At 72.9% G+C, this 25,848-nt stretch carries 24 protein-coding genes and 2 pseudogenes; 16 read left to right on the forward strand and 10 right to left on the reverse strand.

Annotated elements, in window-relative coordinates; translation table 11 throughout:
- Window positions 1-13: 13 nt before the first annotated feature.
- Window positions 14-262: pseudogene (locus OHQ87_RS27450) on the reverse strand (hypothetical protein); the annotation flags it as partial.
- Window positions 259-765, reverse strand: coding sequence for a DivIVA domain-containing protein (locus tag OHQ87_RS27455; RefSeq protein ID WP_328342540.1), 507 nt, complete (start codon window positions 763-765; stop codon window positions 259-261). The pseudogene OHQ87_RS27450 and the gene OHQ87_RS27455, both read right to left, overlap by 4 nt.
- Before the next feature lie 244 nt (window positions 766-1,009).
- Between OHQ87_RS27455 and OHQ87_RS27460 the strand changes: the two genes are divergently transcribed.
- A complete protein-coding gene (locus OHQ87_RS27460) occupies window positions 1,010-1,249 on the forward strand; it encodes a winged helix-turn-helix domain-containing protein (RefSeq protein WP_328342542.1) in 240 nt (79 codons plus the stop codon).
- A gap of 791 nt (window positions 1,250-2,040) precedes the next feature.
- Here OHQ87_RS27460 and OHQ87_RS27465 read toward each other — a convergent pair.
- Entirely contained in the window at window positions 2,041-6,423 is a 4,383-nt protein-coding gene (locus tag OHQ87_RS27465) for a S8 family serine peptidase (RefSeq protein ID WP_442930609.1), read from the reverse strand.
- Between the two features lie 309 nt (window positions 6,424-6,732).
- Between OHQ87_RS27465 and OHQ87_RS27470 the strand changes: the two genes are divergently transcribed.
- The 3 genes from OHQ87_RS27470 to OHQ87_RS27480 all read left to right on the forward strand — a co-directional run bounded on the left by OHQ87_RS27470 (window position 6,733) and on the right by OHQ87_RS27480 (window position 9,039).
- On the forward strand, window positions 6,733-7,209 hold the full coding sequence (locus OHQ87_RS27470; protein ID WP_328342546.1) for a winged helix-turn-helix domain-containing protein: 477 nt from the start codon (window positions 6,733-6,735) through the stop codon (window positions 7,207-7,209).
- Window positions 7,210-7,898: 689 nt separating this feature from the next.
- A complete protein-coding gene (locus OHQ87_RS27475; protein ID WP_328342547.1) occupies window positions 7,899-8,072 on the forward strand; it encodes a hypothetical protein in 174 nt (57 codons plus the stop codon).
- Between the two features lie 4 nt (window positions 8,073-8,076).
- Entirely contained in the window at window positions 8,077-9,039 is a 963-nt protein-coding gene (locus OHQ87_RS27480; RefSeq protein WP_328342548.1) for a hypothetical protein, read from the forward strand.
- Between the two features lie 494 nt (window positions 9,040-9,533).
- Here the strand turns inward: OHQ87_RS27480 and OHQ87_RS27485 are convergent, their stop codons facing one another.
- The 3 genes from OHQ87_RS27485 to OHQ87_RS27495 form a co-directional block, all read right to left on the reverse strand.
- Window positions 9,534-11,591, reverse strand: coding sequence for an amylo-alpha-1,6-glucosidase (locus OHQ87_RS27485; RefSeq protein WP_328349021.1), 2,058 nt, complete (start codon window positions 11,589-11,591; stop codon window positions 9,534-9,536).
- A complete protein-coding gene (locus tag OHQ87_RS27490; protein WP_328342550.1) occupies window positions 11,591-11,968 on the reverse strand; it encodes an SCP2 sterol-binding domain-containing protein in 378 nt (125 codons plus the stop codon). The genes OHQ87_RS27485 and OHQ87_RS27490 overlap by 1 nt, the downstream gene beginning before the upstream one ends.
- Window positions 11,969-12,151: 183 nt before the next feature.
- Window positions 12,152-12,526: a DsrE family protein gene (locus OHQ87_RS27495; protein ID WP_328342552.1), complete on the reverse strand. Its 375-nt coding sequence runs from the start codon at window positions 12,524-12,526 to the stop codon at window positions 12,152-12,154.
- Window positions 12,527-12,538: 12 nt separating this feature from the next.
- Here OHQ87_RS27495 and mtfM point away from each other — a divergent pair, with 12 nt between their 5' ends.
- Both mtfM and OHQ87_RS27505 read left to right on the forward strand, forming a co-directional pair.
- A complete protein-coding gene (gene mtfM / locus OHQ87_RS27500) occupies window positions 12,539-12,643 on the forward strand; it encodes a small membrane protein MtfM (RefSeq protein ID WP_067315095.1) in 105 nt (34 codons plus the stop codon).
- Between the two features lie 181 nt (window positions 12,644-12,824).
- Window positions 12,825-13,415 (forward strand): FABP family protein, encoded by a 591-nt coding sequence (locus OHQ87_RS27505; protein ID WP_328342554.1) that lies wholly within the window; start codon window positions 12,825-12,827, stop codon window positions 13,413-13,415.
- A gap of 25 nt (window positions 13,416-13,440) precedes the next feature.
- On the opposite strand, the gene OHQ87_RS27510 is transcribed toward OHQ87_RS27505, so the two are convergent.
- Entirely contained in the window at window positions 13,441-14,289 is an 849-nt protein-coding gene (locus OHQ87_RS27510) for an aminotransferase class IV (protein WP_328342556.1), read from the reverse strand.
- 160 nt (window positions 14,290-14,449) lie between these two features.
- Between OHQ87_RS27510 and OHQ87_RS27515 the strand changes: the two genes are divergently transcribed.
- The 8 genes and pseudogenes from OHQ87_RS27515 to OHQ87_RS27550 all read left to right on the forward strand — a co-directional run bounded on the left by OHQ87_RS27515 (window position 14,450) and on the right by OHQ87_RS27550 (window position 21,065).
- Window positions 14,450-14,854, forward strand: a complete 405-nt coding sequence (locus OHQ87_RS27515) for a Fur family transcriptional regulator (protein ID WP_328349022.1) — start codon at window positions 14,450-14,452, stop codon at window positions 14,852-14,854.
- A complete protein-coding gene (gene ygfZ, locus OHQ87_RS27520) occupies window positions 14,851-15,963 on the forward strand; it encodes a CAF17-like 4Fe-4S cluster assembly/insertion protein YgfZ (RefSeq protein ID WP_328342558.1) in 1,113 nt (370 codons plus the stop codon). Before OHQ87_RS27515 ends, ygfZ begins: the two co-directional genes overlap by 4 nt.
- 127 nt (window positions 15,964-16,090) lie before the next feature.
- The gene (locus tag OHQ87_RS27525) at window positions 16,091-16,918 is read left to right on the forward strand and encodes a 3-keto-5-aminohexanoate cleavage protein (protein WP_328342560.1); all 828 of its coding nucleotides are present in this window, start codon (window positions 16,091-16,093) and stop codon (window positions 16,916-16,918) included.
- Between the two features lie 204 nt (window positions 16,919-17,122).
- Entirely contained in the window at window positions 17,123-18,082 is a 960-nt protein-coding gene (locus tag OHQ87_RS27530; RefSeq protein ID WP_328342562.1) for an asparaginase, read from the forward strand.
- Window positions 18,083-18,195: 113 nt separating this feature from the next.
- Window positions 18,196-18,825: pseudogene (locus OHQ87_RS31470) on the forward strand (helix-turn-helix domain-containing protein); the annotation flags it as partial.
- 218 nt (window positions 18,826-19,043) lie between these two features.
- Window positions 19,044-19,796 carry a hypothetical protein gene (locus tag OHQ87_RS27540; protein ID WP_328342564.1) on the forward strand — a complete coding sequence of 251 codons (753 nt, stop codon included), beginning with the start codon at window positions 19,044-19,046 and terminating at the stop codon, window positions 19,794-19,796.
- A gap of 70 nt (window positions 19,797-19,866) precedes the next feature.
- A complete protein-coding gene (locus OHQ87_RS27545; RefSeq protein WP_328342566.1) occupies window positions 19,867-20,181 on the forward strand; it encodes a DUF2516 family protein in 315 nt (104 codons plus the stop codon).
- On the forward strand, window positions 20,178-21,065 hold the full coding sequence (locus OHQ87_RS27550) for an alpha/beta fold hydrolase (protein WP_328342568.1): 888 nt from the start codon (window positions 20,178-20,180) through the stop codon (window positions 21,063-21,065). The genes OHQ87_RS27545 and OHQ87_RS27550 overlap by 4 nt, the downstream gene beginning before the upstream one ends.
- Before the next feature lie 46 nt (window positions 21,066-21,111).
- On the opposite strand, the gene OHQ87_RS27555 is transcribed toward OHQ87_RS27550, so the two are convergent.
- On the reverse strand, window positions 21,112-21,792 hold the full coding sequence (locus OHQ87_RS27555; protein ID WP_328342570.1) for a nucleotidyltransferase domain-containing protein: 681 nt from the start codon (window positions 21,790-21,792) through the stop codon (window positions 21,112-21,114).
- 76 nt (window positions 21,793-21,868) lie between these two features.
- On the opposite strand from OHQ87_RS27555, the gene OHQ87_RS27560 reads away from it, so the two are divergent.
- A complete protein-coding gene (locus tag OHQ87_RS27560) occupies window positions 21,869-22,786 on the forward strand; it encodes an SDR family oxidoreductase (protein WP_328342572.1) in 918 nt (305 codons plus the stop codon).
- 22 nt (window positions 22,787-22,808) lie between these two features.
- Here the strand turns inward: OHQ87_RS27560 and OHQ87_RS27565 are convergent, their stop codons facing one another.
- The gene (locus OHQ87_RS27565; RefSeq protein WP_328349023.1) at window positions 22,809-23,801 is read right to left on the reverse strand and encodes a helix-turn-helix transcriptional regulator; all 993 of its coding nucleotides are present in this window, start codon (window positions 23,799-23,801) and stop codon (window positions 22,809-22,811) included.
- An 84-nt stretch (window positions 23,802-23,885) separates the two neighbouring features.
- On the opposite strand from OHQ87_RS27565, the gene OHQ87_RS27570 reads away from it, so the two are divergent.
- Complete coding sequence (locus tag OHQ87_RS27570; protein ID WP_328342574.1) at window positions 23,886-24,680, forward strand: EI24 domain-containing protein; 795 nt, start codon at window positions 23,886-23,888, stop codon at window positions 24,678-24,680.
- A gap of 9 nt (window positions 24,681-24,689) precedes the next feature.
- Here OHQ87_RS27570 and OHQ87_RS27575 read toward each other — a convergent pair whose 3' ends face one another.
- Window positions 24,690-25,586: a GNAT family N-acetyltransferase gene (locus OHQ87_RS27575; RefSeq protein ID WP_328342576.1), complete on the reverse strand. Its 897-nt coding sequence runs from the start codon at window positions 25,584-25,586 to the stop codon at window positions 24,690-24,692.
- Between the last annotated feature and the right edge of the window lie 262 nt (window positions 25,587-25,848).

The following is a 25,848-nucleotide window of genomic DNA, read 5'->3' on the forward strand; positions in this document are numbered from 1 at the left end:
GGCGGTGTCACGAGGTGCAGCCGCCCTGGTGGTCGACCCGCCGGATGCAGCGACGACGCCCGCCGAGCGGCCGGTCGCAGAAGACCGGATGCTGCGGGTCCGTCGCGCCCTCCTCGGAGATCGTCGTCTCGCCGAGCACCAACTCCGGCAGGAACGCCAGCGACCGCCCGATCGCGCGGGCCAGCAGCCGCGCCGCCGGCAGGTCGTCGGCGGCGACAGTCAGGTGTACGACGTACCGCTCGCGCTCGGTCACGCCGGTCACGCCCGCACCTCCCGGGGTCCGAACCGCGACTGCCAGTCGCGCAGCGCACCCTTGATCCGCGCGTTCTCCTCCCGGGTACGGGCCAGCTCGGCATGCAGCGCGCCCAACTCGTCGGCGACCCGGTGCAGGAACCCGTCCACCTCGCCCGGGTCGAGCCCGTTCCGGGACCGGCCGAACCACTGCTGCCGCACCTGACTCGCGCACAGCGGCCGGTGTGCCGCCGACCGGTAGTGGTGCCCGGTGTTCCGCCGCCCCGGCGGCCCGGACCGCCCGGTGGGGCGGTTGTCGATCCGGCTGCTCGCGTGCCGGTTGGTCGGTGCCTGGTTGTTCCGGGGCCGGTCGGTCGGGGTCTGGTAGCTCGTGGGTCGGTTGGTGTCGCGGTGCCGGGCGGGCGGCCGCTCGGCCGCCGTGGTGCGGCCTGTTGTCTCGGGCCGGCCTGTTGTCTCGGGCCGGTCGGGTGCTGTCGACCGCTTCCGGCGGAACAGCCGCAGGAACCTGCACACGATGGGGACCACCTCTCCGCAGGGGCAGCGGGGATCGTGCTGCCGTGGAAGGTGGCCGGGGCGGGCGGGTTCCCTTCCACTACACCCGCCCCGACCGGGGGAGAGCCCTGCTCGTTGCCACGCGAGGAGTGCTCGCCGACTAACTTATTTGAAGAACTGGAAAGAGTCAACGACCGGTTGCAGCGCGTAGTTGCACGTCGTGATGGGGGCGTGATCGAATCGCAGGTGCCACGCGAGGAGTGCCATGCCTGCGACCCCGGACTACATCCGGATCTCCGACGAGATTGTTGCCGACGTCAGGTCGGGCAAGTACAAACCAGGGGACAAGCTGCCCTCGATCAGTGAGCAGTGCAGCCGATTCAAGGTCAGCCCGTCAACGATCAACCTGGTCAACGTGCGGCTGGAGGCGCTTGGGGTGATCAGCCGTCACCAGGGCAAGGGTATCTACGTCACTGATCCGGCCACCTGGCTGCGGAAGCCCTGACGGCGGTCGACGCTTCCTCGGGTTGCGGGGCTGGCCGGCCCCGGTGACGGTGAAGTCCCTCCTCCATGATCGACTCAACTTCGTGGTTGTAGTGGCATCCGCTTGCTTCGATGCCACTACAACCATGAAGTAGTGGTGCCCGAGCGGCGAGCTGCCGCGAACGGGCGCCGCCGAGGTCGTCGGCGGCGCGGAAGGGTACCCGTTGAGTCGTCGGCGGCGTGAATGGGCCGCCCGGCGGCCGGCGTGGCGGCTCTCTACCGGCCCGGGTGCCGACCGGGGGTGTGCCGAGACATCATGATCAACTCAGTTTCGTTGATGTGGTGGCATCCGCCCGATCGGATGCCACCACATCAACGAAATAGCGCGCTCCAGCGGTTGGGCCCCTCGCGCTCCAGCGGTTGGGCACTGCCGGGCCCTGCTGAGCGTCGGGCACCGAGCCCGCTGGGCCCTCATGGACACGATGTCGGCTGCCAACGGCCGGACCCGGTGGGGACTGTTTCCTCAGCGACGGTGTATGCCTGTCCGTCATAAAAATGACGGACAGGCATACACCGTTCGGAACATAGTGTGGGGACCCGAGACAGCCGAGGGGTGCACGGCTCCCCGGGCTGGTGCCGGCCCACCCGGGCCCGGGTCGGCCGACCCGGCCCCGGGGGCGGTCCGAGGAGAGCGCGGATCCCAGGGCGGGTGCCGGGTCAGGACGACCCTGGGTGGCCCTGCTGACCTGAGGACATGGCGGTGGCCGCCGACCCGGGCGGGGTCGACGGCCACCGTGTGGTGCGCCTACCGGTCTAGCTGCCGGACACCCGTGCGCCCGCGCAGGTCGACGTGGGGGCCAGGCGGAAGTCGAGGGTGCCGACGATGCCCGCCTCGACGACCGTCCGCTGGGCCTGGGGCACCCAACTGTCCTTCGCCACGATCACCTCGTACCGGCCCTTCGGCAGCCACCAGGCGTACCTGCCCTGGCCGTCGGCGGTGAGCGTGGTGCCGGTGGTCGATCCGACCAGGTTCAGCCGGACCGTGGCCGGGACGCCGACGGTCTGGCCGCCGCAGGTCACCCCGGTCACCGTGCCCTGGATCTTGCCCCAGTTGTTCGGCGGCGAGACGTTCATCTCGACCCCGACCGACGACACCGGGTACGGGGTGTCCGAGGTGAACCCCAGCTCACCCGAGTAGACCCCGGGCTGGGCCACCCCGGCCGCCGCCGTGGCGGTCAGCGTGACGGTGACCGTCTGGGACGCGCCCGGGGCCAGCGTGAAGCTGGTCGGTGCGGTGGACAGCCACGGCAGGTCACTGGCGTCCGCGCAGCCTTCCAGCCCGCCGAGCCGCTCGCTGTCCGCCGAGCCGACGAACGAACTGGGCGAACCACCGATCTTGTACGCCCCGCAGGCGGCGGCACCCCGGTACCTGCCGAACTGGGCATTGGGCAGGTTCCGCCAGGCCCCGGCTACCGGGTCGAAGCCGACCGTCCGGTTGGTCACCGACGTCGAGTTGCCGGTCACCCCGCCGGCCAGCACCAGCATGCCGCCGGCCGAGGCGTACTGGGAGCCCCACAGGTCGACCGGGAGGTTCGGCAGCGGGCTCCACGCGTCCGACGCCGGGTCGTACCGCCAGGCGTCGGTGTACTCGTCGGCGGCGACCCCGCCCGCGCAGTAGACCTGTGCGCCGATCCCGCCGCAGGACAGCCAGGAGACCGGATGCGGATAGGCCGCCCCGGCCCGGAACGTGCCGGTACGCGGGTCGAAGACCGTCACCTCGCTGGACTCCGTGCAGGTGGTGTCGACACAGCCGCCGACCAGGTAGACCTTGCCGCCCGCGACGGCGGTGCCGGCTGCGGCGGCGGGGGCCGGGTTGACCGCCCCGGCCAGGGTGCTCCACGTGCCGCTGGCCGGGTCGAAGACGTCCACCGACGGTTCCGTGCCGTCAGTCGCGCCCCAGCCGCCGAGCACGTACAGCTTGCCGCCGATCGGCACGGCGGACGGCTTGGACCGGGCGTGCGGCAGGTCGGGCAGCGCCGTCCAGGTGCCGGTGGCCGGCTCGAACACCCAGGCCTTGCGCTCGTTGCCGGTGTCCCCACCGCCACCCACCGAGTAGACCTTGCCGTCCAGGTTGGCCGCCGCGTTGTCGTAGATCGCGGCGGGCAGGTTGGCGATCTTGGTCCAGGCGTCGTCGGCCTGCGGCGCGGCGTCCGCGTTCCCGCCGCCGTAACGAACACCGGTACGACCGGTGCTGATCCCCTTGACCACCTGCTCCCGCAGCGGAGCGCCACCGGTGGCCAGCACCTCGAACCCGCCACCACGTTCCAGCAGTTCCACAGTCGCCGGGGCGGAGCCGGTGTTGCGTACCGTCACCTTGGCGTTGCGGGTGCTGCCGTACGGCTGGTGGGCCTCGATCGTGGTGGTGCTGACGGTGAGCCGCCCCGCGGCCAGGGCCAGGTCGGCCCGGCGGGTGCTGTCCGCCACCACCGTCACCTGCTGGGTGACCGTCGTGTACGGCGGCCGGGCAGCGGTGAACGGGTGGGTGCCGGTCAGCCCGGAGAACAGGTGGTAGAAGCCGTCCGGCAGGTTCGGGTCGTCCGGGGTGGCCGCCGAGACGGCCGTGTCGGTGGGCCGGTCCACGCTGGTCACCGTCACCCCGTTGACCGGTGTGCCGGTGTTGCGGTCGGTGGTGTTGCCGACCACCAGCCCACCCGGAACGGGCGTGCAGTCCCGGTTGACCAGCTGGACGTCGTCCACCTGCCACCACCAGGCGTAGGTGCCCTTGAACCGGAAGCGGACAAGCGCCCCGGTCGCGCCGGCCGCCGGGGTCAGCGGCACCTCCTCGACCCGGGGGCCGCGCCGGCTCGCCGTCTGGTGCCAGACGTTCGTCCAACTCGTCCCGGCGTCGGTGGAGACGTCCACGTCGGCGGTGTCGGTGATCCCGACCGCCCGCCAGTCACTGCGGAAGCGCAGCAGCGGCGCGGCCGAGGCGGACAGGTCGACAGCCGGGGTGACCAGGTCGGTGTCCTGGGTGTTGCCGGTGCCGAACTTGTCGCTGTCGACGATCGCGAACCCGCCGGTACCGCCGGTCAGGTTGCCCCGCGCGCCCGGGTCGTCGAAGACCCAGCCGCCCTTGTCGGTGCGGTTGCGCACCGACCAGCCCTCCGGGGCGGTGGTGCCGTCGAAGCTCTGCGTCAGCAGTGGCGCGCTCAGACTGCCGGTGTAGCCGGCGGCGGCACAGGCCGCCTCGACCGGCACCGGGACGTCCGCCGTGACGCCCGTCGCGCCGACGGTCAGGTCCTTGGTCGCCGTCCGGTAGCCCGGGTACTTCGCGGTGACGGTGAGCTTGTAGTCGGTGTTGCCGGCCACTGTGAACGAGTACCTGCCGGTCACCGGGTCGGTGAAGACCGGTGCGCCGGGGCGGCCGGCGACCTCGATCCTGGCGTACAACGGCCAGCCATGCCCGGAACCGTCGGTGACCCGGCCGGAGACGGTGACCGTCGGCGTCGCCGTCAGGGCGAAGTCCCGGGTCACCGTGCCGTCCTGCGGGACGGTCACCGTGCCGGTCGCGGTACGGAAGCCGTACGCGGAGACGGTCAGCGTGGTCTCGCCGGCCGGCACGGTCAGCGTGTACCGGCCGTCAGTGCCGGTGACGATGCTGCGGTCGCCGTCGGTGACGGTGGCACCCGCCACCGGGTCGCCGGTGGCCACGTCGGTGACCCGGCCGCTGACCTGGCCCACCGGCCCGCGCGGGGCCTGCCGCACCGCCTCGTACGCGTTGAGCCGCCCCTCACCGAAGACGTTGTTGTCGGCGGCGGTGCCCCCGCAGGCGGTCGCGTCGACGTCCGTCGCGGTGCGGTCGAGCAGCGTCTCGGTGGCGGCGACGTTCCCGCGCAGGCTGGGCGCGGCCGACCAGACCAGGGCGACAGTGCCGGCCACGTGCGGGGCGGCCATCGAGGTGCCGCTGAACGCCGCGTACCCGCCTCCCGGAACGCTGGACCGCACGTTGCTGCCGGGCGCGGCGATGTTCGGCTTCAACCCGGCCGGGTCGGTGGCGTTCCCCCGACCGGAGAAGCTGGAGATGTTGTTGTTCACGTCGTACGAGCCGACCGCGTACGCGTTGGGGTTGTCGCCGGGGGAGCCGGCGCTGCCGCAGGCCGGGCCGTCGTTGCCGGAGGAGAAGACCGGGAACATCCCGGCGGCCCGCCAGGCGGCCACTGTCTGCTGGTACCAGGGGTCGCCGCCGTCGCCGCCCCAGGAGTTGTTGACGATGTCGGGGCGCAGGTCGGGGCGGGGGTTCTGGCCGTTGAGGTCGGTCGGGGCGAGCACCCACTGACCGGCGGCCAACAGCGAGGCGTCCGAGCAGTTGTTGGACTCGCAACCCTTGGCGGCGATCCACTTCGCGCCGGGGGCGACGCCGACCTGGTTGCCGGCCCCGTCCGCGCCGACCATCGTGCCCATGGTGTGCGTGCCGTGGTCGTTGTTGTCGCAGGGCGCGTCCTGCGGGCAGATCCCGGCCGGGTCGTACCAGTCGTAGTTGTGGTCGAAGGTGCCGCCACCGAGGTTGCCCCGGTACGACCCGACCAGCGCGGGGTGGTCGTACTGCACGCCGCTGTCGATGTTGGCGACCACCAGGCCCTCGCCCCGGTCGCCGAACTCGTCCCAGACCCGGGGCGCGCCGATGTTGGTCAGCCCCCACTCGGCGGCGTTCGTGCCGGCGCGGGCGGCCGTGCCGCGGACCGGCCGGACCAGCGGGTAGCTGCGGGTCGGTGCGATCCGGTCGACCTCCGGCCGGGCGGCGACGACGTCCAGCAGCGCCCGGTCCCCGGTCACCCGCAGCGCGTTGGCGATCCAGTACGCGGTATAGGTCGCTTTCCGCTCGTCGAGCACCGCCCGCAGGCCGCGTTGGGTCCGCTCGGCGGTGGTGGTGAGCAACCGGTGCACCTCGCCGGCGCGGGCGTCCGGGCTGCGCAGCCGGGCCGCCTCGGCGAGCGGTGCCTGCTCACGCAGGTAGACCAGGAAGGTCCCGGTGCCGTCGGCGAGCCCGTCGAGGACCTGCCGGTCCACGGTGGCCCGGGGCGCGGCCGGCGCGGCCCCGGCGGGTAGGGCAGGCTGGGCGGTGAGACCCAGAAGTCCGGCCGCGAGCGCGGCCACCAGTCTCCACCGGGACGGTCGTCCGGTCGGTCGTCTGAGCACTGTTCCTCCCCACGTCGTCGGACCCGATCGGTTCGGGTCCGGCCGCGTGTGCCGGGGTCGCGGCCACGCGCAGCGGCTGAGGAGGTGGCCGGTGGGTGGTGCTGGTGGTGCTGGCAGGCCGGCCCCCCACGGCCGCTGTGCATCATGCTCAGCCGGGGAACCAAGCTGATCAATGGATCGGGTCGGTCAGTATTCGGTCAGTAACCAGGCGCCACGCTGACCGTTAGGCTGACACCAGCCGTGCCGGCACCTGTCGTGGGCAGACGGGAGCGTCGGGAGCGGGCGGCAGGTGCGGTCCTGGGAGGACGTGTGACCGGTGTCGACATCCCGTTCGTGGTCTGTGTCAGCGCCGACGTCTCCGTCCGGGAACGGGTGGTCCGCCGGCTCGACGACCTGGGGCCGGTGGTGATCTGCGCGGACCTGGCCGAGCTGCGCGCCATGCTCTTCCCCGCCCCCGCGGTGCCCGCTGCCGTAGCCCCCACCTCGGTGCGCTGCGGCGACCTGGTCGTCGACCCGGCCGGTCACCTGGTCACCTGGCAGGGGGAGCCGTTGGCGCTGACCCGGCTGGAGCGGGAACTGCTGGCCCGGCTGGCCGGTGACCCGGGGGCGGTGTGGAGCTACGAACGGATGTTCGGCTCCGTCTGGGGCGGTGCATGGCTGGGTGACGCGGCGATCCTGCACTCGGCCGTCAAGCGGCTGCGCCGCAAACTGCGCACGGTGTCCGGCGGCCCCCAGGTGCAGACCGTACGCGGCGTCGGCTACCGCTTGGCCGTCCCGCGCAGCTGACGGGGTGCCGGCAGGCGACTCGTCGTCCCGGGTGGCTGATGCGGTGCCGGCGGGCACCTCGTTCTGCCGCGCGGCTGATGCGGTGCCGCAGTCGGGTCCCGGATCCGGGGTCCCGGATCCCCGGACCGGGGTGCGGGGTGCGGGGTGCGGGCCAGCGTGGGGATGACGTCACGGTTGCCGACGCGGGCTTGACGTGGTGGCGCCCGGCGCGATGTGGGTGCGGTGTGGGGTCAGCGTGGGAGCTGCGGGCTTGACGTGGTGCCAGCCTCCGAATTGTCGTCGAGCCTGATGCTGCCCGTCTATGCGTGAAATAGCGGGGTTGACCGCGCTCATCCGTTACATTCTGTGATCGAATACCAGCCATCCCCCACTCCCCTTCGCACGCTTCGCTCTGCTGCCCCCCGCGCGACGGTAACCGTGGGTGTGTGTCGCATAGCGGGCAGCAGAGCAAAGCGTTGGCATGAGGGTGAGGGCTGGGCGAGGAGGTGACCGCATTTACGCTGCTCAGTGGGGTGTGGCGGATCTTGGCCTCGCGGGGAGCTTGATGGTGGCGCTCTTTGGGTTACTGAAAGTAATAATGCCGAGATGGGCTGCCGCAATCACTCAGCGTGGTTTTTTGGATTTTCCTGAATCCGGAATCGTCAAAGGTCGTCCCGCACCGGCTCGACAGGCGGCGGAGTTGTCCACCGGTGGCGGTGGCGGTGGCGGTGGCGGTGGCGGTGGCGGTGGCGGTGGCGGTGGCGGTGGCGGTGGCGGTGGCGGTGGCGGTGGCGGTGGCGGTGGCGGTGGCGGTGGCGGTGGCGGTGGCGGTGGCGGTGGCGGTGACCGGCGGGTGGGTCGGCGGTGGGGTCGTGACACGATGAGCCGGTGAGCGGTGCCGTCCACCCGGGGTACGCCCCACCGACCGGTCCGTCCGCGCCGCGTCGCCGGCTGCCCTGGCTGCTGGCGGTGACGGTGGCCTGGGCGGTGCTGTTGGGCGTGCTCACCTGGTGGTCGGCGCGGGACGACCCGCCGACCGTGCGCGAGCAGCGCACCCTCACCCAGGCCGGCCCGGTCGTGGACCGGGCGCTCGGTCACCTGGTCGCGGCGGTCGGCGACGACGCCTGGGTGCTGACCGGGCCGGAGGTCGAGCGCGGCTGCCGGATCACCCCGATGTCGGACGGCGCGACCCTGAGCCGGGGGCTGGACGTGCTGGTCGCCGAGGGGGGTGAGCGGGCGTTGTTGGAACGCGTCGCCGACCGGCTGCCGGCCGACTGGCGGGCCGGGGTACGGGCCGGCTCGTCGGGCCCCCGTCTGCGCGCTGACGCGGGGGAGTTCGTCGCGGTGGAGGGCCGGGTCACCAGCGGCGGCCGGGTCCGGTTCACCGCCGACACCGGTTGCCGCCCGATCGGCGCCGGCTATCCCCAACCCCCTGCCCCGGCGTCCCCGGTCGTCCCACCTGCCCCGGCGGCATCGGCTGCCCCGGCTGCCCCGGCTGCCCCGTCTGCCCCGTCTGCTTCGGCTGCCCCTCCTGCCTCGGTGGCTCCTTCTGGCCAGGCTGCGTCGGCTGATTCGATGTTGGACGCCGCGCTGCGGGCGCTGGGGCGCTCGGCACAATCCGCCCCGCAATCGGTCAGCGTCCCCTGCCCCGGGGGTGGCACGGCCCGTACCCTCGCCGTCTCGGCCGGTGCCGCGCCGGTCGCGCTGACCGGCCTCCGCCCCCTGGCCGCCGGCCCGCCGGTGGTCGACCTCCCCGAGGTGTACGCCTACCGCAGCGGCCCGGCCACCGTGCTGGCCGACGGCACCGGCGCGCAGGTGCGCCTGTCCGCCTCCACCGGCTGCCCCGCCTGACCGAACTCCTCCACCCGTGCCCCCCGTGCCAACCCGTGCCCCCCGTGCCAACCCGTGCCCCCCGTGCCAACCCGTGCCCCCCGTGCCAACCCGTGCCCCCGTCACCCATGACTCATGCGGCGACATCGGGGCCAGCCAAGATCGTGCTCGATCCACGATGTCAACACCGTTGCGTTAACGCCGTGGGCGGCTGGTCAACCCGGGACAGGAAGTGCCCGATCGGGGAGCGGGGTGGGTCCGCTTGGCGATCATGGAGTGGTGGTGCCGACTTTGGGGGTTTACGGGCGTTCTGTTACCCACCACAACTCCATGATCGGCGAGGCGGCGGTGGTTGACGAACAGCCGTTCCACCTGACGCAACGGTGTTGTCCACGATGTAGTGGCATCTCACAAGCTTCGAGGCCACTAGATCGTGGATCGAGCACGATTTGGCGGGACAGGACAGGGCAGGGCAGGGCAGGGCAGGGCAGGGCAGGGCGGGACGGGCGGGGCTGTCAGTGTTCGTGGTGGGGGTGGTCGTGGGGGGTGCGGCTGCGGCCCAGGGCGTCGACCCGGCCCCACCGGCCCGGTATGTCCAGCAGCTCGACCCGGCCCATGCCCTCCGGCACCATCGGGTCGATGATCAGGTGCTCGCCCTGCGGCTCGAGACCGAGGATCACCCGTAACAGCAGCAGGGGTGTGCCGGCCGACCAGGCCTGTGGGCTGCACGCGGTCGGGTACTGCACCGGATAGTCGGTGAGGTGGCGTTCGAAGCCGGCGAACGCCTCGGGTAGCCGTCCGTCGAAGTAACGGGAGGCGTCGAGCATCGCCTCGCAGATCCGCCCGGCCTCCTCGCGGAAGCCGTACCGGCTCAGGCCCCAGGCGATGAAGGCGTTGTCGAACGGCCACACCGTGCCGACGTGGTACCCGATCGGGTTGTAGCGGCCCTCACCGGTGGCCAGGGTGCGTACCCCCCAGCCGGAGAAGAGCCGGGGGCCGAGCAGGTGTTCGGCGACCAGGGCGGCCCGGGGCTCGTCGACGATGCCGCTCCACAGCAGGTGGCCGATGTTGGAGGTGAGCGAGTCGACGTGCCGGCCGTCCGGGTCCAGGGCGAGGGCGAAGTAGTTCTTCCCGGGAATCCAGAAATCCCGGTTGAAGCGTTCCTTGAGTGCCGCCGCCTCCCGGTCCAGCCGGTCGGCGTACTCCGGATCGTTCCAGAACAGCCGGGCCATCCGTGCGCCGCGTCGCTTGGCGTCGTAGGCGTACCCCTGGATCTCGCAGGTGGCCCGGGGGAAGCCGGGCAGCCGGCCGTCGGCGTAGGAGACGGCGTCCCAGGAGTCCTTCCAGCACTGGTTCTCCAGCCCGGTCTCCGGGTTGCGGCTGCGGTACCAGACGTAGCCGGTGCCGAGCAGGTCGCCGTAGGTGTCGATCCAGTGCAGCGCGGCCCGGACGGGGGCCTCCAGCTGCTTGACCAGCGCGGTGTCCCCGGTCCAGCGCTCGTACTCGTCGAGCAGGATGACGAAGAGCGGGGTCGAGTCGGCCGCGCCGTAGTAGGGGGAGTGGGGCTGCTCCTCGAAGCCGGCGGTCTCGCCGTACCGCAGTTCGTGCAGGATCTTGCCGGGTTCCTCGTCGCGGAAGTCGTCGAGCCGGAACCCCTGGAGGCCGGCCAGCATCATGATCGTCGGTGGGACCAGTTCGGGCAGGAAGGGCAGCACCTGCAACGAGGTGAGCATGCTGTCCCGCCCGAACAGGGTCATGAACCACGGCAGACCGGCGGCGAGCAGCCGGACGCCCAGCGTGATCGACTCGTACCGGAGCGCCGCCAGGTCGTGCAGGCTCTGCTGGTACGCCCCGGCGAGCGGCTCACAGTCGCAGCCGAGTTGCGGTGCCCGGGCGACAAGCTTCTCCTGCTCGTCCCGGATCACGGCGGGGCCGCGCGCGGCGCCCAACGGGGTGACCGCCCGGACGTCCTCGTCCCGGGCACCGTGGATGACAGGTGTCACGGTCAGGCAGGTGCTCCACTCGGAGTGCGGCCCGACGGTGATCGACCAGGTCATCCCGGCCTGGTCGACGTCGGCGTCGGCGCTGCTGGTGACCGTGGCCTCCCGGTGGAAGGCCTCCCTGCGGTAGGTCAGCCGCAGCGCGTTCTCACCGGCCTCGGCGCTGGTACGGCCCTTCTTCGGTCGCTGGTGCTTGATCTCGAAGAGGTCGGCGAAGTCGGAGCCCATCTCCATTCGCAGGTGGAACCGCACCTCCCGGCCGGAGTGGTTGAGCACTGTCAGATCCTCGGTGAAGTTGCCGCCGATCGACCGGCTGCGGATCACCGACACCTTGGCGTCGAGATAGTGCGTCGGCTCGCCGGGGACCAGGAAGAACCGGGTCTGGTAGGAGTGCGCGTCGTCGACCGAGAGGGCGTGCAGGCGTTCCCCGTCGAGGGTCAGCAGCCAGGTGGAGAGGAACCGGGTGTCGAAGGAGAACAGCCCGGTGGGGAAGTCGAACGAGGGTTCGACGTCCCCGCTGCGGTCGCAGACCAGGAAGGTGTTGCCGTCGAGGATGCTGACCCGCTGCTGCATCACGCCCGCCCGGTCTGCTCGCGGGCGGTCTCCCGGGGGTCCCGTGCCCCCGGTGGGTCGGGGAAGAAGTGCCGGAAGACCAGGAACAGCATCACGTTCCCGCTGAACGTGGACTCGTTGCGCAGCACCGCCGAGATGGCCTGGGCGCGGCCGGTGACCAGCCTGTCGAAGAGGTCGGCGCTGCTGCTCCACACCGCGTCCGCCGCGCCCTGGGCCTGCTCCACCACCGCCTTGCCGGGGCTGATCCGCACCAGCCAGTGCTCGGTGCGGTTGCCGGCGGAGAGGTCGATCTGGAGGGTTCCGACGACAGGGCCCCGCAGGACCGCCGGGGCACGCGCCGGCAGCGCCGCGAAGAACTCCTCCGTCGCCTGGCTCACCTTCGCATGGTAGGCAATAAGCGAACAGACAGGCGCTTTATCGGCACTGTACGCAAAGCGGACCGACGTGCCGGTGCTCCCGCACCGGTTGCTCGACGTTCCCGCACGGGCCGATCGGTGTCGCCGTACGGGCCGATCGGCGTCCCCCGCACGGGCGTCGGCCGGCGGCTTCGCGCCGACGGGTCAGTAGACCAGGGCCTGCGCGCCCTCGGCCATCGACTCTTCGACGAAGACGGCCGCCCCGGCGATCCGTACGCCGGGCAGCACGTCGTCAGGGCCGATGTCGCGGCGGGCGGCGCACTGGGTGCAGGCGGTGACCTGACCGGTGGCGAGGACGACGCCGAGCAGGTCGGCCAGCGGCGCGGAGTGCGGCAACGCGAACTGCTCGGCCCGACCGGGCACGGCGAACCAGGTGGACTCACCGGTCAGCCAGAGCGACACCGGCACCCCGGCCGCGACGGCCGTGGCCGCCACCGTGAACGCCTGCGCGCACCGCTCCGGGGCGTCCGCTCCGGCGGTGGCCTTGACGACGAGAGTGCGGCCCATGGGACCCAGCATAGGATGACCATGATGGTTACCGAGATCGGGTTCGTCAGCCTGCTGGTCGCGGGCCTGGGCGCGCTCGCCGGTGGCCTGGTCTACCTGGCCGTACGCCTGTCGAGAGGTAAGTGGTGAACCGGTGAGCGCGAGGAGTGAGCCGGGGTTGCGAGCCCCGCAGTCGCGAACGAAAGTGGCCCGGTGAGCGCGAGGAGTGAGCCGGGGTTGCGAGCCCCGCAGTCGCGAACGAAAGTGGCCCGGTGAGCGCGAGGAGTGAGCCGGGGTTGCGAGCCCCGCAGTCGCGAACGAAGGAGATCCGGTGAGCGACGAGAATCCCCTTCAGCCGCCGTGGTTGAACGCGCCGCCGGTCGAGGAGTACCCCTACCAGGAGAGCCACGACCTGCGGGTCGGCCCGAAGTTGCACCGGGCGCTTGACGGTCTGCTGCCGTACGTCGGGGTGTGGCGCGGTCGGGGCCGGGGCGGTTTCCCCACCATCGAGGACTTCGACTACGGCCAGGAGATCCGGATCAGCCACGACGGTCGGCCGTTCCTGTTCTACGAGTCCCGGGCCTGGCTGCTCGACGACGAGAGCCGCCCGATCCGCCCGGCCGGGCGCGAGGTGGGCTGGTGGCGTCCGGTCATGGACGGTGAGCGGGTCACCGACGAGCTGGAAGCCCTGATGACCACCCCGACCGGCATCATGGAGCTGCACATCGGCAAGCGCACCGGCACCCAGATCGAGTTCGCCACCGACGCGGTGGTGCGTACCGCCACCGCCAAGGAGGTGACGGCGGGCGCCCGGCTCTTCGGCATCGTCGAGGGGGCACTGCTCTACGCCCAGGAGATGGCCGGTGTGGGCCACAGTCTCTCTCCGCACCTGTCCGCCCGGCTGATCCGGGTCGCCGGCTGACCCCGCCGCCCGGCGGGGACGTCGGTCAGCCGAGGTCGAAGCCCAGCAGCTCCTGGAGGCGGGGGGTGTGCGGGGCGGGCGGGCGGGTGGCACCGTCGAGGGATCTGACCTCGACCAGGCCGCGTAGCGACGAGGTCAGCCAGATCCCGGCGGCGGCGTGCAGCCCGGCCGGGGTGACCATGCGTTCGGCCTGCCCCAGGCCCACCTCGGCGGCGTGGGCGAGCAGCCAGCCGCAGGTGGTGCCGGGCAGGATGCCGGTGCTTGCGGGCGGGACGGCGCAGAGGGTGTCGCCGTCCAGCCAGACGACGTTCGCGCTGGGTGCCTCCAGCACGTAGTCGTCGGTCGAGACCCACAGCACGTCGTCCACCCCGCTGCGGGCGGCCCGGCGACGGGCGGCGCTGTTGGCCGCGTACGAGATGGACTTGATGCCGGTCGGGAGCCAGGACAGTTCGGCGCGGGCCGTCGCCGGCACCCCGAGGGGGAGGGTGGCGACGGTGACCCCGGCCCGGCGGAGTCGCCTCGCGGCGGCCGGCACCTCGGCCAGGGTGGCGTACACCGTCGGCAGCCCGCCGCCCTCGGGCCCCCGGGTGCAGACCAGGCGCAACGCGCCCTCGACCTCGGCGGGCCATCCGGCGGCGAGGTCGTCAAGCAGCTCCACCAGCGCCGACTCCGGGGGGAGCGGGAGCTCCAGGGCGGCGGCGCCGGCCCGCAGCCGGGCCAGGTGGGCGGTGCGCAGCCAGGGGCGTCCGCCGCGCAGGTGCATGGTCTCGAAGAGCCCGTCCCCGCGCAGCACACCCAGGTCGTCCCCGCGCAGCACCGGCTCCGTCGCGGGGACGACGCCCCGACCGAGCACGGCGATCCTCGATCCCACCATGACCGCCGAGCCTAGCGGCGTACCCCGGCCCGGCCGGTGGCCCGGCGATGGCCGGCCGACGACCGTGGTCGGCCGATGACCGGTGGCCGGGTGGTGGCCGGGCGATGATCGGCGGTTGCCGAACTATGATCGGACCGTGTCCGAATCCTCCCTGGCGGAAATGCTCCGCTCCCGTGGGCTGCGACTGACGGCGCAGCGGCAACTGGTCCTCCAGGCCGTGCTCGACCTGGGGCACGCCACACCGGAGCAGGTGCACACCGCCGTCCGGGAGGTGGCCGCCGGGGTCAACATCACCACCATCTACCGGACGCTGGAGCTGCTGGAACGGCTCGGTCTGGTGACCCACACCCACCTGTCGCACGGCTCGCCGACCTATCACGCGGCGGGTGAGCACCAGCACATCCACCTGGTCTGCCGGGAGTGCGGCGCGATCGACGAGATCGACCCGGAGTCGATGCGCCCGCTTGCCGAGCGGCTCGCCACCGAGCGGGGCTTCCGGGTGGACATCGGGCACGTGGCGCTCTTCGGCGTCTGCGGCAACTGTGAGGACGGGGAACCGACATGATCGACATCGCGGGAGCGGTGGCCGTCGAGGCGATCGACGAGGCCAGCCGGGACCAGCCGGACGCCGAGCACCGGGCGGCCGGGGTCCGGGGGGTCGCCGCGCACTACGGCGACCCGATGCGCGAGCAGCGCACCCTGGCCACCGGGGTCGGTCTGGTGGACCGCTCGCACCGGGGGGTCGTCGCCGTCGCCGGCCCGGAGCGGATCGGCTGGCTGCACACCCTGACCAGCCAGCACCTCGCCGCGCTCGGCCCCGGGCAGGGCACCGAGCTGCTGGTGCTCAGCCCGCACGGGCACGTCGAGCAGCACGCGATGGTCGCCGAGGACGGCGGGACCACCTGGCTGGACACCGAGCCGGGGATGACCGCCGGCCTGCTGACCTACCTGGAGAAGATGCGGTTCTTCAGCCAGGTCGAACCGCGTGACGCCACCACCGACCACGCGCTGCTGACGCTGGTCGGGCCGCAGGCCACCGACGCCGTCGCGGCGCTCGGCGTCACCGGCCTGACCGCGCCCGAGGTGCTCGCGGTGCCGGGTCCGAAGTTCCGCTCCGGCGAGCTGCCCCCCCGACCCACCATCGGGTACGACGTGCAGCCGCTGCCCGGTGGCGGGTGGGCCCGACGGGTGCCGCTCGGCGTGGACCTGCTGGTGCCCCGGCCGGCCCTGGACCAGGTCGCCGCCGAGCTGCGCGACAGCGGGGTCCCGGCGGCCGGGCTGTGGGCGTACGAGGCGGTGCGGGTGGCTGCCCGACGGGCCCGGGTCGGGGTGGACACCGACCACCGGACGATCCCCGCCGAGGCGGGCCTGATCGCCCCGGCCGTGCACCTGGACAAGGGCTGTTACCGGGGGCAGGAGACGGTCGCCCGGGTGCACAACCTGGGTAGGCCTCCGCGTCGGCTCGTCCTGCTGCACCTGGACGGGGTGACCACCGACCAACTGCCGGCGGCCGGCACCCCGGTCACCCTGGACGGCCGGACTGTCGGTTTCGTCGGCACCGCCGTGCACCACTTCGAGCTGGGTCAGGTCGCCCTCGCCGTGGTCAAGCGCAACCTCCCCGACGACGCCCGGTTGTCAGTGGGCGAGACCGCCGCCGCCATCGACCCGGAGTAAGGATCTCGAATCGGTGCCCCGGGGGCCGGAATTCCTTCGGGTTCAGCGCTTCTGTCGAGGGAATCTTCCGGCCCCGGCCGAGTCGGGTCGTCGACCGGGGCCGGTCGGGGCGGCTACCATCGCCGGCATGACGACAGGGACGTTGATCACGGTTGCCCCGACCGGCGCGGAGTCGGCCAAATCGCAGGTGCCGGCGCTGCCGGTGACCCTCGACGAGTTGCTGCTGACCGCCAAGGAGTGCGAGGCGCTCGGCGCTTCCGTGATCCACGTCCACATCCGTGACGACCAGGCCCGGCCCACCCTCGACCAGGGCCGGCTGCGGGAGACGGTGGCGGCGCTGCGCGAGGGCACCGACCTGATCGTGCAACTCTCCTCCGGTGGTGCGGTGACCGACCCGGCGGCCGACCGGTTGGCGGTGCTGGACGCCGCGCCGGACATGGCCTCCTGCACCATGGGCACCGTCAACTTCGGCGACGACGTCTTCCTCAACCGGTGGGAGTTCATCGTCGACCTGCACACCCGGATGCAGGAGCGCGGCATCCTCCCCGAGTACGAGATCTTCGACCTCGGTCACCTCGCCGCTCTGCAGCGTCTGCTCGACCGGTACGGCCTGCCGCACGGCGGGCACGTGCACGTCGACTTCGTGATGGGGGTGCCGGGCGGCATGCCGGGCACCACCGCCACCCTGGTCGCCGCCCAGCAACTGCTGCGCGACCTGCCGGCGGGCACCACCTTCTCGGCCACCGGCGTCGGCCGCAGCACCATCCCGGTGCTGCTGGCAGCGCTCTCCACCGGCGGGCACCTCCGGGTCGGCATGGAGGACACCGTGACCTATGCCAAGGGCCGTCCGGTGGAGTCCAACATGCAGCTGGTCGCCCGTGCGGTCGGGTTCGCGCAGCTCGCCCAGCGCCCGCCGCTTACCACCACCGAGGCCCGTCGACTGCTCGGTCGGTAGTCCGCCCGGTGGGCAGAGCGGCCGGGGCGGGCGGCGGCAGCGTCGGTTCGGCACGCGGTCCGGTGCCGTGCCGTGGCCGCCGTGGGTCCGGTCGGCGCGGGTGCGCGGTAAGCCACGCTCAGCCCGACGCTCCCTACGCCCGTGGCCGACGTCGCAGGTCACCCGGCTGTGGGGCGTACCGACCCGCGTCGGTACCTTCCCAGGGTGTCCAAGACGTACGAGGGTGGCGAGCCGCTCGCCGAGGTGGTCCGGTCCGGGTTCGTGGAGGGTGTGCACCGGGGCTCGGTGGTGGTGCTCGACGCCGCCGGTGCCCCGGTGGCCGGTGCGGGGGACGGCGTGTCGCCGATCTTCCCCCGGTCGGCCAGCAAGCCGTTGCAGGCGCTCGGGATGCTCCGGGCCGGGCTCGCGTCGACCGACCCCGCCGACGTAGCGCTGTTCTCGGCCAGCCATGCCGGTGAGGAGTTCCACCTGGCCCGGGTGGCGGCGTTGCTGGGCTCCGCCGGCCTGACCCCGGAGGCGTTGCACTGCCCACCCGACCTGCCCTTCGGTGAGGCAGCCCGGGAGGCCGTGCTGCGCGCCGGCGGCGGCCCGAGCCGGCTGGCGATGAACTGCTCCGGCAAGCACGCCGGGATGCTGCTGACCTGCCTCGCGGTCGGCTGGCCGCTGGACGGGTACTGGCGGCCGGAGCACCCGTTGCAGCAGCGGCTCACCGCCACGATCGAGGAGTTCACCGGCGAGCGGGCGGCGGCGGTCGGGGTGGACGGCTGTGGCGCGCCGGTGCTGGCGGTCTCGCTGACCGGGCTGGCGCGGGCGTTCCTGCGTCTGGTGGCCGCCGAGCCCGGTTCCCCGGAGCGCGCGGTGGCGGACGCGATGCGGGCGTACCCGGAGGTGGTCGGCGGGACCGTGGCGGACGACACCCGGCTGATGCGGGGCGTACCCGGGATGTTGGCCAAGATCGGCGCGGAGGGGGTGATCGCCGCGGCGCTGCCCGGCGTCGGTGCGGTGGCCCTCAAGATCGACGACGGTGCGGCCCGGGCCAGGATGCCGGTGCTGGTCTCCGCGCTGCGCCAGCTCGGCGTGCAGGCCCCCGTCCTCACCGAGTATGCCGAGTTTCCCCTGCTGGGCGGTGCCCTCCCGGTCGGCGCGATCCGCCCGGTCTGGTGAATTCTCCCGCCACGCGGCGCAGCTGAGGGGACGCCTTCCCGGCCGTTGTTACCTTGCTAACTGTGGCTAGCGTTTTGCTTGCTGGAGCTAGCAGTGCGGACTACCGTGGGGGCATGGCCGCACCCAAGGATCTACCCGACGTCGGCGGATTCATCCGTGACCTGCGGCGGAACGCCAAGATCTCGCTCCGCCAGCTCGCCGAGCAGGCGGGGGTCAGCAACCCCTACCTCAGTCAGATCGAGCGGGGCCTGCGCAAGCCCAGCGCCGAGGTGCTCCAGCAGCTCGCCAGCGCGTTGCGGGTCTCCACCCCGGCGATGTACCTGCGGGCCGGGCTGCTCGACGACAAGGAGGGCCAGGGGGTGCTCGCCGCCATCTCGGTCGACCCTGATCTGACGATGGCCCAGAAACAGTCGCTCAGCCAGATCTACGAGACCTTCCGCCGGGAGAACACCCGCCTGGCCGAGGCCACCGCCGAACAGACCGCCGCCGACCGGACCGTCCCGACCGAGCCCGTCGTCCCGACCGAGCCTGTAGTCCGGACCGAGCCTGGCGTCCCGACCGAGCCGGTCGTCACGGATCAGCCCGTCGTCACGGATCGGCCCGTCGTCACGGATCAGCCTGTGGTCACGGATCGGACCGCCGCCACGGCAGATTGGTCCGGGACGCCGACGGAGCCGACGGAAGCGGCGGCCGGGGTCACGCCGGCCGCTACGGGCCCCACCACACCGGAGGGCACTCCGACCGAGGCCGTCCTCGAATCGGTCGCGGTCACCGAGGCGGGTGGCGCACCCGCGCCCGGCGGCGCGGCCGGCACGCCCGTACCCGGCGGACCGGACAGCACACCCCCGACCAGCGGGGCGGACAGCACGCCTCCCGCCCCCGGCACCCGCGCCAGCAGGGCGGATGTCGCACCCACGAACAGCAACAGCAGGGCCGCCTCGGCGGCCGAGGAGGAGTTGTCATGACCCAGCCGAAGACCAACCGCATCCCGGCCCCGCTCTACGCCGCCGCAGGCGCCGGTGAGCTGGCGTTCCAGCAGTTGCGCAAGCTGCCGACCGTGGTGACCGAGCTGGGCAACCGGGTCGTCACCGACGGCACCAAGGTCGTCACCGAGCTGGGTGGCCGGGCCGTCGTCACCGGGGTCGAGCTGCGCCAGAAGGCGACCGAGACCTTCCGTACCGCCAACCTGACAGCGACCGGCCTGCGCGACAAGGCCGCCCCGGCCGAGCTGAACCTGGACAAGCTGCGCGCCGAGCTCGACCTGGACAAGCTCCGGGCCGAGCTCGACCTGGACAGGCTGCGCGGGGCGGCCACCCGCAACGCCGCAGTGGTGCTCGCCGGGGCGCAGGCCGCCCAGGAGCGGGCGTTGGCCGCGTACGGCGCGTTGATCGCCCGTGGTGAGCGGGTGGTCGGTGCCGGGGTGCTGGAGGCCGCCGACACCGTCAACGCCGACATCGAGGCGACCGACGCCACCGTCCCGGCCGACGTGCACGCGGTAGCCACCCGGGACCGGACGCCCACCCCGGCGGACGTGGCCCAGGTCGGCGCGGACCACCCGCCCACCCCGGCGGACGTCGCCGAGGTCGTCGAGGCCAAGCCGGCCGCCGCCAAGGTCACCCGGACCCGGGCCACCAAGGCCGCTGCCAAGCCGGCTGCCACCGGTGCGGCGAAGCCGGCGAAGACCACGAAGCGCACCCGGCCGGCCGCCGAGTGACGTTTGCCGACACCGGCCCCGGAGGCGTCCTGGCGGACGTTTCCGGGGCCGTCGGCATATGCTGGCCGGCATGGCCATCGCCGCGCCGATCTTCGTCTTCGACGCCGTCTTCATCATCGACCGCGTCCTGCTCTTCTTCGCGCTCATCGTGCAGGGCATCTCGCTGGTGCACGCGATCACCCAACGATCGGACTCCTTCGCGGCGATCGGCACCCTCCCCAAGGGTGGCTGGATCGCCATCCTGGCCGTCTGCCTGCTGCTCACCCTGCTCGGCTTCGGCGCGCTGAGCATCTTCGGGCTGATCGGCATCGCCGCCGGCCTGATCTACCTGCTCGACGTCCGGGTCGGGCTGCGCGACCTGCACGACGGCAAAGGGTTCTGGTGAGGGGTTTCCGCTGGCCGCCACCGCCGGACGGCGGACCCCGCACCTGGGGCCCGGGGCCCGGTGCACCGCGTACCGGGCGGCCCGCCCTGCCGGAGCCGGAGACCGAGCTGGTCGCCACCCCGCACGACGTGCAGTTGGAACGGCTGGTCACCGGCGTCGGTGACCCGGTCACCGTGTTCGCCCACGGGTTCGGCAACGGCATCGCCACCACCCGTCCGTTCGGCAGCGCGGTCACCGGCCGTCGGGTCTTCTTCCAGTTCCGGGGGCACGGCCGCTCCGACGCGCCGCCCGGCCCGTGGAGCTACCTCGACCTGGCCCGTGACCTGCGGGCCGTGGCGGACCTCAGTGGTGCCACCCGGGCGTTCGGGGCCAGCCTCGGCGCGGGCGCGCTCTGCCGGCTGCTCGTCGAGAGCCCGGACCGTTTCGAGAAGCTGGTCTTCCTGCTGCCCGCTGTCCTCGACCGGCCGCGTGGCCCGATCGCCCACCAGCGGCTGACCGACCTGCTCGACGCGGTGGCCGGCGGCGACGCCTCGGCCGTGGCGGACGTGGTCGCCCTGGAACTGCCCCCGTCGGTACGCAACACCCCGGCCGGCTGGTCCCACCTGCGCCAGCGGCTCGACCAGCTGCTCCGCGACGGGCTCGCCCCCGGCCTGGCCGACCTGGCGGACGAGTCCCCGCTGCCGGACGTCGCCGCCCTGGCCGGGGTCACCGCCCCGGCCCTGGTGATCGGCTGCGTCGGCGACGACCTGCACCCCACCCACATCGCCGCGGAGCTGGCCGCCGCGCTGCCCGCCGCCACCCTGCACGTGTACGACCGCCCCGGGTTCGCCTGGACCGACCGCACCGACCTGCGGGAGCGGATCTCCACCTTCCTCAACGCCTGACCCCGGTCCACCGCCGCAGTCCCCGGGGTCGGCGGGCGACCGGCGGTCAGAACGGTGGCGGGGGCAGGTGGGCGGCGCGGACGTCGCGCAGCCAGCGCTCCACAGCGGCCTCGTCGGGCCGGTCGGGCAGCGGGGTGCGGATCCGGGCGAAGTCCCGTTCCGCCTCGGCGACCAGCGCCTCCGCCTCGGCCAGCGCGCCGTCGGCGACCCGCTCGCCGAACGCCCGGAACCACGCCGGGTCCGCGAGCCGGATCTCCAGGCACCCGGTGGCATAGAGTTTCCGTCCCTGGTGCAGCAGCCGGGCCAGGTGCCGGGCGTGCTTGGCCGAGCGCCGCCGGCCGCCCACCGTCGAGTCGCGGGTGGTCAGCTTGCGGAACTGCTGGCCGGCGTAGCCGAGGTAGGCGTCGCGGACGCGTGGTGCGCTGAGGAACGTCGACCGGATGGCGATCAGACGCTCGCCGAGCTCCGTGCGGGTCTCGTAGCAGTCGTCGGGGAGCCAGATCAGCTCGGTGGCGGTCGGGTTGCCGCTCAGCGCCAGCCGGGCGTACTTGCCGGCCTCGTGCAGGGTGACGTCCGGCTCGGTGGTGACCATCGACTCCCGGGGTGGCCGCAGGCCATGGAAGGCCACCGTCGGGGCGGCGAAGACGCCGATCCGGTCCACGTCGGAGCCGGGACCGGCCAGCCCGTAGGCGACCGAGCCGACGATCCCGGAGAGCAGCAGGTGCATGCCGGCAGCATGCCGGACGGAACCGCCGTGCGAAACCGGACTTCGGTTGTCAGGTATCGCTGTCACAGTCGACGGTATGACGACGACACCGCTTGAAGGAAAGGTCGCGCTGGTGGCCGGCGCGACCCGGGGCGCGGGCCGGCAGATCGCGGTCCAGCTCGGCGCGGCCGGGGCGACGGTCTACGTGACCGGGCGCAGCAGCCGGGCCGGCCGCTCCGAGCTGGACCGCCCGGAGACGATCGAGGAGACCGCCGAGCTGGTCACCGCCGCCGGGGGCACCGGCATCGCGGTACGGGTCGACCACCTGGTGCCCGACCAGGTGCGCGACCTGGTGGCCCGGATCGACGCCGAACAGGGCCGGCTCGACGTGCTGGTCAACGACGTGTGGGGGGCCGACCCGCTGATCACCTGGGAGAAGCCGGTCTGGGAGCAGCCGCTGGACGCCGGGTTCCGTACCCTGCGGTTGGCGGTGGACACCCACATCGTCACCAGCCACTTCGCCCTGCCGCTGCTGATCCGTCGCCCGGGCGGGCTGGTCGTCGAGATCGGCGACGGCACCCGGGCGTACAACGACACGCACTACCGGCTGTCGGTCTTCTACGACCTGGCGAAGGTGTCGGTGACCCGGCTCGCACACAGCTGGGGGCACGAGTTGAAGCCGCACGGGTGCACCGCCGTGGCGCTCACCCCCGGCTGGATCCGTTCCGAGGCGATGCTGGAGCACTTCGGGGTGACCGAGGAGACCTGGCGCGACGGCGCGGCGAAGGACCCGCACTTCCTCATCTCGGAGACCCCGGCCTTCGTCGGGCGGGCGGTCGCCGCACTGGCCGCCGCCGAGGACCGGGACCGCTGGAACCAGGCGTCCGTCTCGGCAGGCGAACTGGCCCGGGTGTACGGCTTCACCGACCTCGACGGCAGCCGGCCGGACGCCTTCCGCTACCTCACCGAGGTGGTCGAGACCGACCGCCCCGCCGACGTCACCGGGTACCGCTGACGACTCGTCGGCCCGGTCGCCGTCAGCGGGGAGCCTGGTCCGGGCCGACGCCGTAGAGGGCGGCCGAGCGGGTTGCCGCGTCGACGAGCAGGGCACGCAGGTGCGGTGGGTCGAGCACCTCCACCTCGGGGCCGAGGCCGAGCAGTTGCGGGTACGCCACCTCGACGGACTCGACGGGTAGCCGGGTCACCACCCAACCCTGCCCGTCGGGTGTGCCGGCGGCGGCCATCGCCTCCTCGTACGCGAAGGGGGCGTCGGCGAGGAAGCGGAGCCGGCGCAGACCGGTGGGGCTGACCCGGACGGTGATCCGTTCGGCGAGCATGCCCCGCAGGAACGCCTCGGCCTGCTCCCGCCAGTAGCCGCCCAGGTCGAACCCGTCGTCCCGGACGAAGGTCGCCGGGTCGGCGACGACGTCGAGCACCCGGTCCACCCGGTAGGTGCGCATCGCGTCGCCGACCCGGCCCACGAGATACCAGGTGCCGCTCTTGAGCACCAGCCCGTACGGCTCGACCCGGCGGGTGACCTCCCGTTCGCCGCGCCGGTACCGCAGCTCGACCACCCCGTCCCGCCACACCGCCCGGGCCAGCTCGGACAGCCAGCGGGGTGGGGTGGACTCGCGGAACCAGCCCGGCACGTCCAGGTGGAACCGCTGCCCGGTACGGGCCGGCGCGTCGCGCAGGCTCGGCGGCAGCGCGGCGAGCACCTTCAGCTCGGCGGACGCCACCGCGTCGGCCAGCCCCAGGTCACCGGCCGGGCCGGGCAGCCCGGCGAGGAAGAGGGCTTCCGCCTCGTCCCGGGTCAGCCCGGTCAGCCGGGTCCGGTAGCCGCCGAGCAGCCGGTAACCGCCGGCCCGCCCCCGGTCGGCGTAGACGGGCACCCCGGCGGCGGAGAGCGCCAGCACGTCCCGGTAGACGGTCCGCTCGGAAACCTCCAGCTCGCGGGAGAGCTCGGCGGCGGTCATCGTCTCCCGGGCCTGCAACAGCAGCACCAGGGAGATCAACCGGGCAGCGCGCACCCCCGCATCCTGCCGCCCCGACCCGTCGGTGGCGGTCACCGGGTGTCCGGTCGGGATAGCCTGCGGCCAGTAGGCTCTGCGGTCGTGAACGGACCCCGTACCATCGCCGCGCCGGTGACCGGTGCCACCCGCCGTTTCTTCGGCGGCGTGGGCCTGCTCGTGCGCGGCCTCGGCCTCTATGTCCGCAGCCCGGGGCTGATGCTGCTCGGCGTGGTGCCGGCACTGCTGTCCGCCGTGCTCTTCGTCGCCGCGTTCGCCACCCTGGTCTACTTCGTCGACGAGTTGGCGGCGTGGGTGACCCCGTTCGCCGACGACTGGTCGAGCACGCCGCGCAGCCTGGTCCGGGTGATTGCCGGGCTGGCCTTCCTCGGGCTGGGCGGGCTGCTCACCGTTGTCGGCTTCACCGCCGTCACCCTGGTGATCGGCGACCCGTTCTACGAGAAGATCTCCGAGCGGGTGGAGGACCGGCTCGGCGGCACCCCGGGCGCGGTGGAGGTGCCGTTCGGGGCTTCGCTGCGACGCAGCGTCGTCGACTCGCTGCGGCTGGTCGGGCTCTCCGTGCTGTTCGGCATCCCGCTCTTCGCGGCCGGTTTCATCCCGGTGGTCGGGCAGACCGTGGTGCCGGTGGTCGGCGCGGCGGTGGGCGGCTGGCTGCTCGCCGTGGAGCTGGTCGGGGCGCCGTTCTCCCGGCGGGGGCTGCGGCTGCCGGACCGGCGGGCCAGGTTGAAGGCGGACCGGGCCACCTCGCTCGGCTTCGGGGTGGCGGTCTTCCTCTGCTTCCTGATCCCGCTGGGCGCGGTGCTGGTCATGCCGGCCGCCGTCGCCGGGGCCGCGCTGCTCGCCCGCCGGTCGCTGGGCCAGCACATCGAGGAGAGCTGACCCCGACCGTCAGGGCAGGTCGCGCAGGCAGGACCAGCCGGACGTCATCGGCCGGTAGCCGAGCCGTTCGTTGATCGCCAGCATCGGGGCGTTGGCCTCGTCGTTCGAGGTGTAGGCGGTGCGTACGCCCCGGCCGGCGGCCCGGTGCAGCGCGGCCTGCTTGGTCAGTCGGGCCAGCCCCCGACCCCGGTACTCCGGCCGGGTCGCGGTGAAGTCGGACCACATCCGGTCGCCGTCCCGCTTGACCAGGCTGAGCGCGACCAGCGCGCCGTCGACCTCGGCGACCGTGCTGGCGTCCCGGTCCAGCCCCGGGTTCTCCCAGCACTCCGACCGCCAGAGGGAGTAGCTGGTCGCGTCCACCGGCACGTCGCCCGGCTCGCCCGCGGCGGCGGCGTCGTCGAGAAGATAGATCTGGTACGGATCGAGCCCGGTGAGGGGGAGCAGGCGGACCCCGGCGGGCGGCTCGGGCATCGGCGGTGCCGGGCGGAGGTCGAGCGCCGAGTAGCGCAGTTCCCGGCTGGGGGTGAACCCGTGCCGGCGGGCGTACGGCAGCGAGTCGGCCTGCGCCCAGGTCCGCACCCGGCGGACCCGGAGCGACCCCAGGTGCGCCAGAGCGGCGGTGAGCAGCGCCGTTCCGGTGCCCCGGCCCCGGTGCTCCGGATGCACGTGCAGGGTGGAGATGTCCCCGAAGTCCGGCTCCGAGGTCCGGGCGTTCCGGTACGCCGAGACCCAGCCGACGATCTGCCCGGCCGTCTCGGCGACCCAGGCCCTCCAGTTCTCCTCGGGTGGTGGTTGGGCGATCATCTGCCGGGTCGACGCCACCCCCCGCACCAGGTAGGGATGGACCAGCGAGCGAAGGGCCACGACCCCCGGCGCGTCGTCCGGTCGAGCGGTGCGGATCAGCACCCGCGCCACCCCGCTCCCGGTCGGATGGTGAAGTGCTGTTCCCCGGTGTCGGGAGACGCGGCTGTGGGATGACTCGATGGGGCGGGGGCAGACATGCCCGCGAGCGTAGGCACCGGTCGGCGTGGACTGCCACGGGTTTACGCCATCCACCATCGACCTGACTCTGAGTAACGCCGGGGGTGAGTCACGGCCGTAGCTACTCCACGTGATCGGCAGTCCGCCTCCACCACATCCCATCCGCATCCTTTGCTCTGCTGCCCTT

The organism is Micromonospora sp. NBC_00421 (genome assembly GCF_036017915.1).
Taxonomy (GTDB): domain Bacteria; phylum Actinomycetota; class Actinomycetes; order Mycobacteriales; family Micromonosporaceae; genus Micromonospora.